Origin of the sequence: Pseudomonas sp. NPDC096950 (assembly GCF_044762525.1) — a bacterium.
GTDB lineage: Bacteria > Pseudomonadota > Gammaproteobacteria > Pseudomonadales > Pseudomonadaceae > Aquipseudomonas.
Genome location: NZ_JBIWEL010000003.1, coordinates 234,282 through 248,063, shown reverse-complemented (window position 1 = coordinate 248,063; position 13,782 = coordinate 234,282). Strand labels below are relative to the sequence as shown.

Annotated in this window: 13 protein-coding genes; 8 read left to right on the top strand and 5 right to left on the bottom strand. The window is 62.2% G+C overall.

Annotated elements, in window-relative coordinates:
- Window positions 1–24 precede the first annotated feature (24 nt).
- The 4 genes from ACIQY3_RS08190 to paoC all read left to right on the top strand — a co-directional run bounded on the left by ACIQY3_RS08190 (window position 25) and on the right by paoC (window position 5,018).
- Window positions 25–876 (top strand): CAP domain-containing protein, encoded by an 852-nt coding sequence (locus ACIQY3_RS08190; protein WP_403018439.1) that lies wholly within the window; start codon window positions 25–27, stop codon window positions 874–876.
- A 355-nt stretch (window positions 877–1,231) separates the two neighbouring features.
- The gene (gene paoA / locus ACIQY3_RS08185) at window positions 1,232–1,873 is read left to right on the top strand and encodes an aldehyde dehydrogenase iron-sulfur subunit PaoA (protein WP_403018437.1); all 642 of its coding nucleotides are present in this window, start codon (window positions 1,232–1,234) and stop codon (window positions 1,871–1,873) included.
- The gene (locus ACIQY3_RS08180; protein WP_403018436.1) at window positions 1,870–2,826 is read left to right on the top strand and encodes an FAD binding domain-containing protein; all 957 of its coding nucleotides are present in this window, start codon (window positions 1,870–1,872) and stop codon (window positions 2,824–2,826) included. The genes paoA and ACIQY3_RS08180 overlap by 4 nt, the downstream gene beginning before the upstream one ends.
- The gene (paoC, locus tag ACIQY3_RS08175; RefSeq protein ID WP_403018434.1) at window positions 2,823–5,018 is read left to right on the top strand and encodes an aldehyde oxidoreductase molybdenum-binding subunit PaoC; all 2,196 of its coding nucleotides are present in this window, start codon (window positions 2,823–2,825) and stop codon (window positions 5,016–5,018) included. Before ACIQY3_RS08180 ends, paoC begins: the two co-directional genes overlap by 4 nt.
- Before the next feature lie 5 nt (window positions 5,019–5,023).
- Here the strand turns inward: paoC and ACIQY3_RS08170 are convergent, their stop codons facing one another.
- Entirely contained in the window at window positions 5,024–5,428 is a 405-nt protein-coding gene (locus ACIQY3_RS08170) for a cupin domain-containing protein (RefSeq protein WP_403018431.1), read from the bottom strand.
- 100 nt (window positions 5,429–5,528) lie between these two features.
- On the opposite strand from ACIQY3_RS08170, the gene ACIQY3_RS08165 reads away from it, so the two are divergent.
- From ACIQY3_RS08165 to chrA, 3 genes are all read left to right on the top strand, one after another.
- Window positions 5,529–6,422 carry a LysR family transcriptional regulator gene (locus tag ACIQY3_RS08165; protein WP_403018430.1) on the top strand — a complete coding sequence of 298 codons (894 nt, stop codon included), beginning with the start codon at window positions 5,529–5,531 and terminating at the stop codon, window positions 6,420–6,422.
- Between the two features lie 275 nt (window positions 6,423–6,697).
- Window positions 6,698–8,122, top strand: coding sequence for an MFS transporter (locus ACIQY3_RS08160; protein ID WP_403018428.1), 1,425 nt, complete (start codon window positions 6,698–6,700; stop codon window positions 8,120–8,122).
- A 70-nt stretch (window positions 8,123–8,192) separates the two neighbouring features.
- A complete protein-coding gene (gene chrA, locus ACIQY3_RS08155; RefSeq protein ID WP_403018426.1) occupies window positions 8,193–9,527 on the top strand; it encodes a chromate efflux transporter in 1,335 nt (444 codons plus the stop codon).
- Here chrA and ACIQY3_RS08150 read toward each other — a convergent pair.
- From ACIQY3_RS08150 to ACIQY3_RS08140, 3 genes are all read right to left on the bottom strand, one after another.
- On the bottom strand, window positions 9,524–10,315 hold the full coding sequence (locus ACIQY3_RS08150) for a DeoR/GlpR family DNA-binding transcription regulator (protein ID WP_403018425.1): 792 nt from the start codon (window positions 10,313–10,315) through the stop codon (window positions 9,524–9,526). The genes chrA and ACIQY3_RS08150 overlap by 4 nt on opposite strands.
- An 83-nt stretch (window positions 10,316–10,398) precedes the next feature.
- Window positions 10,399–11,070: an ATPase gene (locus tag ACIQY3_RS08145; RefSeq protein WP_403018424.1), complete on the bottom strand. Its 672-nt coding sequence runs from the start codon at window positions 11,068–11,070 to the stop codon at window positions 10,399–10,401.
- A 122-nt stretch (window positions 11,071–11,192) separates the two neighbouring features.
- Complete coding sequence (locus ACIQY3_RS08140) at window positions 11,193–11,537, bottom strand: cupin domain-containing protein (RefSeq protein WP_403018421.1); 345 nt, start codon at window positions 11,535–11,537, stop codon at window positions 11,193–11,195.
- Window positions 11,538–11,695: 158 nt separating this feature from the next.
- Between ACIQY3_RS08140 and ACIQY3_RS08135 the strand changes: the two genes are divergently transcribed.
- Window positions 11,696–12,589: a LysR family transcriptional regulator gene (locus ACIQY3_RS08135; protein WP_403018420.1), complete on the top strand. Its 894-nt coding sequence runs from the start codon at window positions 11,696–11,698 to the stop codon at window positions 12,587–12,589.
- A gap of 25 nt (window positions 12,590–12,614) precedes the next feature.
- Here ACIQY3_RS08135 and ACIQY3_RS08130 read toward each other — a convergent pair whose 3' ends face one another.
- The gene (locus ACIQY3_RS08130) at window positions 12,615–13,772 is read right to left on the bottom strand and encodes a cupin domain-containing carboxymuconolactone decarboxylase family protein (RefSeq protein WP_403018418.1); all 1,158 of its coding nucleotides are present in this window, start codon (window positions 13,770–13,772) and stop codon (window positions 12,615–12,617) included.
- Between the last annotated feature and the right edge of the window lie 10 nt (window positions 13,773–13,782).

The window sequence follows — 13,782 nt, the reverse complement described above, 5'->3', positions numbered from 1 at the left end:
GCAGTCCGTTCAAGGGGGATTTTCATGCGCGTCCTATCATCCGTTTTGCGTGTTGCGGCGTTGTCGTCGGGCCTGGTGTTCGCCACCACGGCCCTGGCCACCGACGAGACGCAACTGGTTCAGTCGATCAACACCTACCGCAGCCAGGTGCAACGTTGTGGCGGCCAAGCGTCGCCGGAGTTGCCACCGCTGGCGCCCGATCCACGCCTGGTGCTGTCGGCCACGCAAAACGTCGACCTGCAACAGGCGATGGCGCGGGCGGGTTATCCGATGGTCAACGTGCAGGCGATCACCCTGTCCGGCCCGCGTGATGCGCAGTCGGCGATGCAGGCCGTGCAGGAGACCTTCTGCCAGGTGGTGCTGAACCCGCAATTCATCGATGTCGGTGTAAGCCGCGAAGGTCGCGAGTGGCGCATCGTGCTCGCCCGTCCGCTGTTGAGCGGGCGCCTGGGCGATGCGCAGGCCGAAGGCCAAAAGCTTCTGGAACTGCTCAACGTCGCCCGCACCCAACCGCGTCAGTGCGGCGGTCAACCGTTCGCTGCCACCACACCGCTGGCCTGGAATGCCACGTTGGGTGCAGCCGCCGAAGCCCACAGTCGGGACATGGCCAACAACAACTATTTCGACCACAAGGACCGCTCGGGCGGCACGCCGGGTGACCGCGCGGAACTGGGCGGCTACATCGCCCAGCAGATCGGCGAGAACATCGCCGCCGGGCAAGACACCACGCGCAAAGTCGTCGATGGCTGGATCAACAGCCCCGGCCACTGCGCCAACCTGATGAACCCGCAATTCCGCGAACTCGGCGCCGCATACGCGGTGGACCCGAAGAGCGATGGGGGGATTTACTGGACGGCGATGTTTGGCACCCAATAAACCTTTCATTGTGGGAGCGGGCTTGCTCGCGAAGGCGGTGTGTCAGACAAGTTGATGTCGACTGACACGGCCTCTTCGCGAGCAAGCCCGCTCCCACAGTTGTTCTGTGCTGAATCAAAAAATTGTGTACGACCACAACTCCCTGTGGGAGCGAGCCTGCTCGCGAAGGCGTTGTGTCCGACACCATCAATGGCGACTGACACCCCACCCTCCATCGATTCATGAGCCCCACGCATAACTCTATAGCCCAATAACGCAAAAACATTTCGCCCCCGCGCATGTCACTCTTTGATGAGTTCCGCCAGGGCGCAGGGTTGCTGCTGCGCGAAGAAAATACCGCACAGGAATCGAACCAATGGACGAGCATGACCGGAAGACGATTTCCCGACGCACCTTTCTGATTGTCGGCGCCGTGACCGCGACCGCCATCGCGCTGCCGCCCTTCATCTGCGCCCAAGCCTCGGCCGCGAACCTCGTGCGACCGGTGCAGGCCAAGTTGTCCATCCAGGTTAACGGCGAAGCGCACGCCATGGACCTGGACACCCGCACCACCCTGCTCGACGCCTTGCGCGAACATTTGCACCTGACCGGCACCAAAAAGGGTTGCGACCACGGCCAATGCGGAGCGTGCACAGTGATCGCCGATGGCCGACGGATCAATTCGTGCCTGACGCTGGCGGTGATGCACGAAGGCTCGAAAATCACCACCATCGAAGGCCTCGGCAACCCGGAAAAACTGCACCCCATGCAAGCCGCGTTCATCAAGCACGACGGCTATCAATGCGGGTATTGCACGCCGGGGCAGATCTGTTCCGCCGTGGCCGTACTGGAAGAAATCCGCCAAGGGATTCCCAGTCATGCCAGCGCCAGCCTGACTGAACCTCCCCAGTTGATCGCCCGTGAATTGCAGGAACGCATGAGCGGCAATATCTGCCGCTGCGGTGCGTACTCCAACATCATCGAGGCGATCACCGAAGTCGCGGAGGCCAACGCATGAGACCTTTTACCTATTCCCGCGCCAAATCCCCGGCCGAGGCCGCTGCCCTGGCGGCGAAAATCGAAGGTTCGCGATTTATCGCCGGCGGCACCAACCTGCTGGACCTGATGAAGCTGGACATCGAGACGCCGATGCACCTGATCGACGTCAACGACCTGGCCCTGGACCGAATCGAAGCCACGGATCAGGGCGGCCTGAGAATCGGTGCGCTGGTGCGCAACACCGACCTCGCGGCCGATGCGCGGATCAGAAAGGATTACGCCGTGTTGTCCCGCGCCCTCCTCGCTGGCGCATCCGGCCAGTTGCGCAATGTCGCGACCACCGCCGGCAATCTGCTGCAACGCACGCGTTGTCCTTATTTCTATGACACCAACCAGGCCTGCAACAAGCGCCAGCCGGGCAGTGGCTGTGCGGCCATCGGCGGGATCAATCGCTCCCTGGGCATCATCGGCGTAAGCGATGCTTGCATCGCCACTCACCCCAGCGACATGGCCGTGGCCATGCGCGTCCTCGATGCGCAGATCGAAACGGTGCGCCCCGACGGCACCACCCGCCTGATTCCAATTGCCGACTTGCATCGACTGCCCGGGAATACGCCCAACATTGAAACCACATTGGGCGCGCACGAGTTGATCACCGCCGTCACGCTGCCGGCGCCCCTCGGCGGCACGCACATTTACCAGAAGGTCCGCGACCGCGCGTCCTATGCTTTCGCCCTGATTTCGGTGGCGGCGGTGATCCAGAACGACGGTTCCGGCCGCGTTGCCCTGGGTGGCGTGGCGCACAAGCCATGGCGCGTCGAGGCCGCCGAATCGGCAATGTCCCAAGGCGCGAAAGCCGTCACCGCACAACTGCTTGCCGGCGCCACGCCCACCGAGCAAAACGCATTCAAGCTGACCCTGGCCGAGCGCACGCTCGCGTCGGTGTTGGCGCAAGCGAGGGACCACGCATGAAATTCGAGACCCCGGCCGGCACCAACCCGATCGATCAAATGAAGGTGATCGGCAAGCCCACGCAGCGTATCGAGGGCCATTTGAAAACCACGGGGCGAGCCCCTTACGCCTACGAACATCACGACGCGGTGCCGAATCAGGCCTATGGTTTCGTGGTCGGCGCGGCCATCGCCAAGGGCCGCATCACTTCGATGAACCTTGAACAGGCGAAGTCAGCGCCGGGGGTGATCGCGATTGTCACCGCCGCCAACGCGGGCAAGCTCGGCAAAGGCAAATACAACACGGCGAAGTTGCTCGCCGGGCCCGACATCGAGCACTACCACCAGGCTATCGCGCTGGTGGTCGCTGAAACCTTCGAACAGGCACGGGCTGCTGCTCAACGGCTCGACATCACCTACGCCCGCGTCGACGGCGCGTTTGATCTCGCCAGCCTTCGGGGTTCAGGCGTCGTGCCCAAGGAGATGCCGGACGTCAGCCATGGCGATTTCGCCAGTGCATTCGCTGCCGCGCCGGTGCAACTGGATGCGACCTACACCACCCCCGACCAGGCCCACGCAATGATGGAGCCCTTCGCCTCCATGGCTGCCTGGACCGGCGATCAGCTGATGTTATGGACGTCCAACCAAATGATCGACTGGGCCGCCAGCGACGTGGCCACCACCCTGGGCATTCCGAAGAAAAACCTGCGGCTGATCTCGCCCTATATCGGCGGCGGCTTCGGCGGAAAACTGTTTGTCAGGGCCGATGCGGTGCTTGCCGCCCTCGGCTCGCGCTTGGCCGGCAGGCCGGTGAAAGTCGCGCTGACCCGGCCGATGATGTTCAACAACGCCACACATCGTCCGGCGACCATTCAACGGATTCGCATCGGCGCCACGAGTGACGGCAAGATCACCGCTATCGCCCATGAAGGCTGGTCCGGCGACTTGCCCGGCGGCAAGGTCGAACGGGCGGCGCAACCGAGCAAGCTGTTGTACGCCGGGGCCAACCGCTTGATCGCCATGCGTCTCGCCACCCTTGATTTGCCGGAAGGCAATGCCATGCGCGCGCCGGGTGAAACCCCGGGGTTGATGGCGCTGGAAATCGCCATGGACGAGATGGCCGCGAAACTCAACCTCGACCCCATCGAGTTCCGCATCCTCAATGACACCCAAGTCGACCCGACCAATCCCGAACGCCGTTACTCGCAACGGCAACTGTCCGAATGCCTGCGCACCGGCGCCGAGCGGTTTGGCTGGAGCCAGCGCCACCCGCAGCCCGGCACGCAACGGGACGGTCGCTGGCTGATCGGCATGGGTGTCGGCGTGGCCTTCCGCAATAACAACCTGGTGAAGTCCGGCGCGCGGGTTCGGCTCAATGACCAGGGCATCGTTACTGTTGAAACCGACATGACCGATATCGGCACCGGTAGCTACACGATCATCGCCCAGACCGCAGCGGAAATGATGGGCGTGACACTGGACAACGTGGTGGTGCGCCTGGGGGATTCAAGCTTTCCGGTGTCGTCCGGTTCCGGTGGCCAGTTCGGCGCCAACTGCTCGACGGCGGGTGTGTACGCGGCCTGCGTCAAGTTGCGCGAAGCAGTCGCGCAAAAGTTGGGCGTGAACCCGCAGGAAGCAGCGTTCTCCGACGGCCAAGTGCACGCCGGCGATAAAAGCCTGCCGCTGCGGGATGCGGCCAAGGCTGGCGAACTGGTCGCCGAGGACTCGATTGAGTTTGGTGATCTGGGCAAGCAGTTCCAGCAATCGACCTTCGGCGCGCACTTTGTCGAAGTCGCGGTGGACAGTGCCACCGGGGAAATCCGCGTGCGCCGCATGTTGGCCGTGTGCGCCGCCGGACGCATCCTCAACCCGACCTCGGCGCGCAGCCAGGTGATCGGCGCGATGACCATGGGTGTGGGCGCGGCGTTGATGGAAGAACTGGCGGTGGACAAGCGCCAGGGCTTTTTCGTCAATCATGACCTTGCCGGGTACGAGGTGCCGGTGCATGCCGACATCCCGCACCAGGAGGTGATGTTCCTGGAGGAAACCGACCCTTATTCATCGCCGATGAAAGCCAAAGGTGTCGGTGAATTGGGGTTGTGCGGTGTCAGTGCGGCCATCGCCAACGCGGTCTACAACGCGACCGGTGCGCGGGTTCGGGAGTACCCGATCACCCTGGACAAAATTCTGGACAAGTTGCCAGAGATGATCTGAGCGGGTTACTGCGCGGCGGGGTATTGCCCGTCGCTGACTTGCTCCATCCACTCCACCACGTTGCCATCCTGCACTTCGGCAATTGCGATGTGGGTCATGGCGGTGGTCGCCGTGGCGCCATGCCAATGTTTGACGTGGGGTGGAATCCACACCGTGTCGCCGGGCTTGATCTGTTGCACGGGTTTGTCCTGCTCCTGCACCCAGCCCATGCCGGCCGTGACGATCAACGTCTGCCCCAGCGGATGGGTGTGCCAGGCTGTGCGCGCACCGGGTTCGAACGTGACCGTGGCGCCACTGACCCGCGCCGCTTCGGTGCCTTTAAACGGTGCATCGACCCGCACGGTGCCGGTGAAATAATCAGCCGGGCCTTTGGCCGAGGGTTGGGCGCCGTTGGGGGTAACAGTCAGCATCGGATTCTCCTGAGCCTTAAAAAGTGCGCCCAATCTATCAGCTGCGTATTCCCCGGATTAGCCGCTACAATTCGGAAAAACTTATGAGGGGGACTCATGGATGCTGCGGGAAAACGCCAATGATCTGCTCGCCTTTCTGGCGGTTGCCAGGGAGCGCAGTTTCACCAAGGCTGCGGCCAGACTGGGGGTTTCCCAATCCGCGCTGAGCCATACGATTCGTGGCCTGGAAGCGCGACTGGGCTTGCGTCTGCTGACCCGCACCACCCGCAGCGTCTCGCCGACCGAAGCCGGCCAGCGCCTGATGGACACCATCGGCCCGCACTTCGAAGAAATCGAGATCGGCCTGGCAGCGCTGAGTGACCTGCGCGACAGACCGGCCGGCACTATCCGCATCAACGCGATGGACCACGCGCTGGAACACATCCTGTGGCCGGTGTTGAAACCGTTCCTGGCAAAGTACCCGGACATCTCGGTCGAGGTGTGCTGCGATTACAGTTTTGTCGACATCGCCGCCCAGGGGTTCGATGCCGGCGTGCGCCTCGGTGAGGATGTGGCCCAAGGCATGATCGCCACCCGCATCGGGCCGGACATGCGCATGGCGGTGGTGGGTTCGCCGGCCTACTTTGCCGAGCGCTCGATTCCCCGGACACCTCGCGACCTGACCGAGCATCAATGCAATAACCTGCGGCTGCCCACCAATGGCGGCCTCTACGTCTGGGAGTTTAAAAAGGCCGAGGAAAGCCTGAATGTAAGGGTGTCCGGGCAAGTGACGTTCAATGGTGTTTATCAACTGCTGAACGCGGCACTGGATGGATTCGGCTTGAGCTACATTCCCGAAGACATCGTCGCACCGCATCTGGCGGCAGGACGGTTGGTGCAAGTGCTGGAGGACTGGTGCGCGCCGTTTACCGGGTTTCATCTTTATTACCCGAGTCGTCGGCAGGCTTCGCCGGCGTTTGCGCTGCTATTGGATGCGTTGCGTTACAGGGGCTGAATCCCACAACCCCTGTGGCGAGGGGGCTTGCCCCCGTTGGGTCGCGAAGCGGCCCCCGACTACTTCAGTCATACCGTGCAAGCAGGTTTTGCGACTGCTTCGCAGCCGAACGGGGGCAAGCCCCCTCGCCACAGGGATTGCTCGGTTCGTGCTCGAAGTTTACCTGCTCGATTCATGAGCCACGCTCATAGGGTAAATGCCTTTCAGCTGACTAATCACTGAGCCGCCGGGACCATAAAATGGCGCACCGCGCTGCCATTCCGAGAAGTCCGCCCATGCCCGCTACCCACGACGCCCACCTCACGCCACGCCAACTCGCCGTGTTGCTGGTGATTCTGAGCAGCTACCTGATGATCGTGCTGGACATCTCCATCGTGATCACCGCCCTGCCCCGGATCCGACAAACCTTCGAGATGTCCGCGGCGGGTCTGTCGTGGGTGCAGAACGCCTACACCCTGGCCTTCGGTGGTTTGTTGCTGTTGGGCGCGCGGGCCGGTGACATTCTCGGTCGGCGCCGTATGTTCATTGTCGGGCTGGGGCTGTTCACCGCCGCTTCGCTGCTTGTCGCTCTCGCCCAGAACGCTTCGTTGCTGCTGTCCGCCCGGGCGTTGCAAGGTATCGGCGCCGCGATCCTGGCCCCGTCCACCCTCGCCTTGCTGCTCACCCATTTTGCCGAAGGCCCACAGCGTATCCGCGCCATAGCCTGGTATGGCGCCGCAGCAGGTATCGGCGCCAGCGTCGGATTGCTGCTGGGCGGCCTGCTGACCGAATGGTTGTCCTGGCGCGTGGGTTTTCTGATCAACGTACCCATCGGCCTGGCCCTGATGCTCGGTGCACGGCGTTGCCTCGGCGAAACGGCGCGGCATGGCGGCACGTTCGATCTGCTCGGCGCCGTGTTATCGACCCTCGGAATGACCGCCCTGGTCTACGGCATCGTCGAATCCACCTCCCTCGGCTGGGCCGATCCGGTCACCCTCGCCAGCGCACTCGGCGGCCTCCTGTTACTGACCATATTCATGGCCCATGAAGCGCGGGTTAATCAGCCGATCCTGCCCCTGCGCCTGTTCACCCACCGAGTGCGGGCCGGCGCCTATGCGGCACGCATGCTGTTTTTGGGCGGGATGATCGGCTTCTGGTTTTTCACCACGCAATACCTGCAAGAAGTGCTCGGCTTCAGCGCGAGCGAAGCTGGCATGGCGTTCCTGCCGACCACCCTGGTCAACTTCGCCGTCGCGCTGACCGTCCCGCGCTTGACCCGGCGCTTCGGCAACGCCTGGCTGTTGGCCGGTGGCGTAGCGGTGGCGTTGGTCGGCATGCTCTGGCTCAGCGGCGTAACGGCACACAGCAACTACCTGCTGGAGGTCGCGTTGCCGATGGCACTGATCGGACTCGGTCAAGGCGCCAGCCTGAGTCCGTTGACCACCGCCGGCATGACCGACGTCGATCCACGCGACGCAGGTGCGGGTTCAGGCATGGTCAATGTGGCGCATCAGCTCGGCGGCTCGCTGGGTCTGGGGATTCTGACCGTGGTGTTTGCTCACGGCGCGGCATCGGAGGTGGGTGCAGAGGCCATCGCCAGCGGCATCTCCGCAGCTTATATCGGCAGCAGCCTGATGCTCGGTCTGGCCCTGATCTGCATCGTCACGCTGATCATCAAACCCGCCCCCGTAGCTTCAACCGTCGAACGCGTGCGGCCATAGCCGACTATCCGAAACCGGCCCTTCCCCGCTACTGTAAGCAACCCGCCGGTCTCTGAAAAAGGCTCAACTCTTGAGTGACGCAATCGCCAAACCCCAAGCCATTTCCCTGCGCGAAGCTTTCCTGTTTTGGCTAAAACTCGGCTTCATCAGTTTCGGCGGTCCGGCCGGGCAGATTTCGATCATGCATCAGGAGTTGGTCGAGCGACGGCGCTGGATTTCGGAGCGGCGTTTTCTGCACGCGCTCAACTACTGCATGTTGCTGCCCGGCCCGGAGGCGCAGCAATTGGTGACCTATATCGGCTGGCTGATGCACCGGACCTGGGGCGGCGTGATCGCTGGCGGGCTGTTTGTGTTGCCGTCGCTGTTTATCCTGATCGGATTGTCGTGGATGTACATCGCATTCGGCGACGTGCCGGTGGTGGCCGGGTTGTTTTATGGGATCAAGCCTGCGGTCACGGCGATTGTGCTGCAGGCCGCGCATCGCATCGGCGGCCGGGCGCTGAAGAACAACTGGCTATGGGGGATTGCGGCGGCGTCGTTCATTGCCATCTTCGCGTTCAATGTGCCGTTTCCGCTGATTGTGCTGGGCGCGGCGGTGATCGGTTATGTCGGCGGACGCCTGGCTCCGGAGAAATTCAACAACGGCGGCCACAGCGGGACGAACAAATCCTACGGCCCGGCGCTGATCGATAACGACACCCCGACGCCTGAACATGCGCGTTTCAGTGCGGTGAAGCTGCTGCGTCTGGCGCTGATCGGCGCCGTGTTATGGATCGTGCCGATGGGACTGCTCACGGTGTTGTTCGGCTGGAACGGCACGCTGACGCAGATGAGTTGGTTCTTCACCAAAGCCGCGCTGCTGACTTTCGGCGGCGCCTACGCCGTGCTGCCCTATGTGTATCAGGGCGCGGTCGGCCACTATGGCTGGCTCACGCCGACGCAGATGATCGATGGCCTGGCGCTGGGCGAAACCACGCCCGGTCCGCTGATCATGGTGGTGGCCTTCGTCGCGTTTGTCGGCGGCTACGTTCAGCAGGTGTTCGGCGCCGATCACGTGTTCCTCGCCGGCGCCCTCGCCGCCACATTGGTGACCTGGTTCACCTTCCTGCCCTCGTTCCTGTTCATCCTCGCCGGCGGCCCGTTGGTGGAATCGACGCACAACGAACTGAAATTCACCGCGCCGCTGACCGCCATCACCGCCGCGGTGGTCGGGGTGATTCTCAACCTGGCGTGTTTCTTCGGCTACCACGTGCTCTGGCCCAACGGCTTCAGCGCTCACCTCGACTGGCCTTCGGCGCTGATTGCCATTGCAGCGGCGATTGCCTTGTTTCGCTTCAAGCGCGGAGTGATCCAGGTGTTGATCGGCTGTGCGTTGGTCGGACTGGCGGTGCATTTAATCCGCTAAAGATCCGTGTCGGCCTGCACCACTTCGATGCCCAATCGCTGGTAATCCTCGACATTACCCGAGGCCAGATGCCGCTCAGTGATCAGCGTCTGGATGCGCCGGCAAGGCGCCACCACAAACGGCTCCACCGCCCCCAGTTTGTCCGCCATGCTCACGGCCACTACATGGGCGGCGCTGTCGAGCATCGCCTGTTTCACCGGCACCTCGTCGAAATGCAAAGAGCTGATGCCAACCTCGGGGTGAATCGCGCAAACCCCGGTGAACAGCAGATCAGCCTTGATCCCCTGAAGCAGGCGCAACGTTTCATGCCCGCTGGCGCACATCGTCGCCGGATTGAGCTGACCGCCCGCCAGAATCACCTTGATGCCTTTGTACTCGGCCAACGCGATCGCAATGATCGGCGAGGCCGTGACCGCCGTGATGGCGATGTCCACTGGCAGCGAACGGGCGATCTGCAACGTCGTGGAGCCAGAATCGAAAATCACAATCTGGCCGTCCTTCACGTACCTCGCCGCGAGTTGCGCCAGATAGGATTTCACTTCATCGGTTTCACTGACGCGGGTGAAAAAATCCTTGCCGGTGTCCTTGGGCCGCGGCAACGCCCCGCCGTGCACCCGTTGCACCAGGCCGGCACTGTCCAGTTCCGCCAGATCGCGGCGGATGGTGTCTTCGGACACGGCGAAATGCTGGCTCAACTCGGAGGCCATGACCTTGCCGTCGCGTTCGAGGATCAGCAGGATTTTTTGTCGACGCAGGGACGGCAGTTCGGCGATGGCGTGATCTTGCATGGTAATGCCTGTTTTTGCGGGTTTGTGCGAGATTAGCCAAAGCGCCGGGTAAACACAATCGAGGAGGTCATGAAACCTCCTCCTCAGTTAGTCGCCATCCGTGCCGCATTCCCCGACTTCACCAGCGCCTTCAAGGACGCATCAAACTGCTTCAACGCATTCACTTGCAACTCGGTCTGCTGGTCGATTTGCGCCGCAATCTCCGGCGCCGCTTTACCGCGAACCCACACCGAAGGCATTTGCTGTTCACGGGCGCCTTCGGCCTGGCCGATGTATTGCAGGTTCGAGTCGTAGAACTTGGCGAGGAAACGCGCTTCAACCTGGTTGTTGCGCTTGCTCACCAGACGGCTGTAGGTGTCGAGCATCACCACCACGTCCGGCTTCGCTTGCACCAACGCATCGAGGTTGTCGTAGACGGTCACCGAAGCGAATTCTTTCTGCAACGAACCCATCAACCAGTTGATCGCCAGTTTCGGATCGGAGCTTTTGATGAAGGCGTTGCTGATGCGCGAATCGAGCGCCGGGTTCTTGCCGCCGTTCACCGCAACAGTGTGGTAGTTCTCAAGGTATTCGAGGGTGTTGACGGTGTTTTCGCTGTAGAGCACACCCACCGACTGGGAATGCTTCAACTCGGCGCTGCTGTCCCCCATCGGCAGGAAATGGCAGGCCTGTGGATCGGCCGCATAGGCCGGGGCGGTGGCAGCGAAACCGCCGGTGAGGACGGCGACAAGGGCCAAGACAGTTGAGATTCTCATCGCGCAGATTCCTTCAGAAGCGAGATCGGTATGTCGCTATCCTCCTCCGTTGAGGAAAAAACAGAACTCGCATTTTTTGATGATGACTATCGATTGAACGAATGGTCAGGAACGCCCGGCGTTCAGGCTTGCCTGACGATATCCACCGAGATCTCTACCGCCGTTTCCGAGCCTCTGTTTTCGAGCCAGTGGGTGGTGTTGCGATCCTCGGGCCAGCCCACGCCCGGTCCGTAATCCGTGGCGACGCCATTGCGATGGTCCGTGATTGTCCCTTGCAGGATGTAGACGGTACCCGGCCTGTCGATGTGGTTGTGCACCGGCCCGAAGACACCTCCGGGCTCGATGGTCACCCTGCGCATTCTGAGTTGGCGCCCTGCCATGCCTTCGATCTCGGGACCGAGGTCAATCGTTGCCAGCAACGTCACCGTAACGCCTTTCGTTTCAGGTGCCGCCGGTTCGATGCTCATTGCGCGCTCCACGTGGACCTAAAGGGTCTAGTTACAAGTAGAGACCCTAAAAGGCGTGATTGGTGGGGAGGCGACCAAGGGTCAAGCAGCGTACCTTGGCCGGACGATGCGTCGCTCAAATGGCATAATCGCAAACCGTTCATAACAGGCGCGTATAAATGACCGTTGAAAGTTACGACCAGCTCGCAATCTTCACGGCTGTGGCCCAAGAGCGCAGTTTCACCCGTGCCGCTGCCAGGCTGGGCATGTCACAGCCGGCCTTGAGCCGGGCCATGCGTCAGTTGGAGGAGCGGTTGGGCGTGAGGCTACTTGCTCGCACCACTCGCAGTGTGTCCCCCACCGAAGCAGGCGAGCATCTGCTGCGCGTGATCGCCCCCCGGTTCGAGGAAATCGACACCGAGCTGGCCTTGCTCAGCGAATTCCGCGACAAACCGGCAGGCAAATTGCGTATCACGGCCGGTGAACATTCCGCGATCACGGTCCTGCAACCTGTGCTCGCCAAACTGCTGCCCGACAATCCCGATCTCAAGATCGAGATCATCGTCGACTACGGCCTGACCGACATCGTGGCAGAAGGCTTCGACGCCGGGGTTCGGCTGGGTGAGCAAGTCGCCAAGGACATGATCGCGATGCGTATCGGCGCCGATATGCGGATGGCTGTTGTCGGCTCCCCGGCGTATTTCACCCGCTATCCAAAGCCAAAAGTGCCGGGTGACCTGACGCAGCAAAACTGCATCACCTTGCGCATGCCGACTTACGGCGGCCTCTTTCTTTGGGAGTTCGAGAAAAACGGGCAGGAACTGAAAGTGCGCGTCGAAGGCCAATTGGTGTTCAACAATATTGCCATGCGCCTGGAGGCCGCCCTGCAGGGGTTGGGGCTGGCGTATATGCCGGAAGACCTGGTGCAGGAGCATGTCGCACAGGGTCGGTTGATTCGCGTGCTCGCGGATTGGTGCGAGCCGTTTTCCGGCTACCACCTCTACTATCCAAGCCGTCGCCAGAGTTCGCCCGCCTTCACCTTGTTGCGCGAAGCCCTGCGCTATTCCAACTGATCGATCTATTCGCTTATGGCGTGACTCATGGCTGCACGGCTGTTCCAGCCAGCTGTTGATCCAGCGCCTCGCCGGCACGCTTGGCCGCATCAGCATCGCCTTGATCGGCCAGCACCTGACTCAGTTGACGCAATTGCGCAGCGCTCAGCCCCACCCTCATGCTGGCGGCCATGTGCGATCGCAGTTGCGGCTCCACGCCAGGTGTAGCGGCTAACGCGGCGACCGTGGCCAGCTCGCGACTTTGCCAGTCGAGGTTGTCGCGCTCGAAGATGTCGCCGAACAAATGCGCCTGCAAGTACTGGTTGATGACTGGGGCGAAGTCGAACAGCGGTCCCTGGACCGGCGCACCGGAAATCCGCGTCTGATTGGCCTTGCCCACTGCCAGCAGCTCACCTCCGGTTGGAATGACCCGACCGGGCTCGCGCCCCGGATTGTCCTGAATGCCGCGCTGTTGACGCGCTTGCACCACCTTCATCAATTCGCCGAGGGCGTTGAGGCTGCGTGGAAAACCGGTGTAGGCATAAAGTTGCACCAGCACTTCCTTCGCCTCGCTGACGGTCAGGCCGGCATCCAGCCCCTGGTTCAACGCCGTGCCGAGTCTCGGCATATTGCTCGTGGCCATGGCTGCTGCAATCGCTGGAATGGCTCGCTGCCTGGCGGTCAGCTCACCGGAGGTGGACTGTTCGGCGGGTGTTGCCAGCGACGCCGGCTCATCGGTGACTTTCTCCAGCCACTGCACGCTCTTGCCATCCACCACGCCGGTCACGGCAAGATGAGTCATGGCGCTCGTTGGTGCAGCGCCATGCCAGTGTTTGACACCCGGCGGGCAGACGATGACGTCGCCCGGGCGGATTTCCTGCACCGGTTTGCCCCACTCCTGAGTCAGGCCCACACCGGAAATGACCACCAATCGCTGTCCCGCCGGGTGGGTGTGCCAAGCCGAGCGAACCCCCGGTTCGAACGTGACGTAGGCACCCGACGCATTGATTTCACCGCTGGCGGGAAACAAGGGATCGACACGGACCTTTCCGGAGAAATGTTCCGCTGGACCCGTCGCCGAAGCCTGTGTGCCGGCACGACGAATCTGCTGGGCGACCTGCGACTCACTGGCATTGTCTGCCTGTGCGGCGCCAGCGAACGGCGTCGCGGCGCATATCGCGATGCCCAAAAGGGTTTTGTTCATGATGACTTCT

Bases quoted from the DNA above. Each gene is read 5' to 3' on its own strand.
- ACIQY3_RS08190 (WP_403018439.1), top strand. From the start codon at position 25: ATGCGCGTCCTATCATCCGTTTTGCGTGTTGCGGCGTTGTCGTCGGGC.
- ACIQY3_RS08165 (WP_403018430.1), top strand. From the start codon at position 5,529: ATGCTGCGGGAAAACGCCAATGATCTGCTCGCCTTTCTGGCGGTTGCC.
- ACIQY3_RS08160 (WP_403018428.1), top strand. From the start codon at position 6,698: ATGCCCGCTACCCACGACGCCCACCTCACGCCACGCCAACTCGCCGTG.
- paoC (WP_403018434.1), top strand. From the start codon at position 2,823: ATGAAATTCGAGACCCCGGCCGGCACCAACCCGATCGATCAAATGAAG.
- paoA (WP_403018437.1), top strand. From the start codon at position 1,232: ATGGACGAGCATGACCGGAAGACGATTTCCCGACGCACCTTTCTGATT.
- ACIQY3_RS08170 (WP_403018431.1), bottom strand. From the start codon at position 5,428: ATGCTGACTGTTACCCCCAACGGCGCCCAACCCTCGGCCAAAGGCCCG.
- ACIQY3_RS08140 (WP_403018421.1), bottom strand. From the start codon at position 11,537: ATGAGCATCGAACCGGCGGCACCTGAAACGAAAGGCGTTACGGTGACG.
- ACIQY3_RS08145 (WP_403018424.1), bottom strand. From the start codon at position 11,070: ATGAGAATCTCAACTGTCTTGGCCCTTGTCGCCGTCCTCACCGGCGGT.
- ACIQY3_RS08130 (WP_403018418.1), bottom strand. From the start codon at position 13,772: ATGAACAAAACCCTTTTGGGCATCGCGATATGCGCCGCGACGCCGTTC.
- ACIQY3_RS08180 (WP_403018436.1), top strand. From the start codon at position 1,870: ATGAGACCTTTTACCTATTCCCGCGCCAAATCCCCGGCCGAGGCCGCT.
- ACIQY3_RS08150 (WP_403018425.1), bottom strand. From the start codon at position 10,315: ATGCAAGATCACGCCATCGCCGAACTGCCGTCCCTGCGTCGACAAAAA.
- ACIQY3_RS08135 (WP_403018420.1), top strand. From the start codon at position 11,696: ATGACCGTTGAAAGTTACGACCAGCTCGCAATCTTCACGGCTGTGGCC.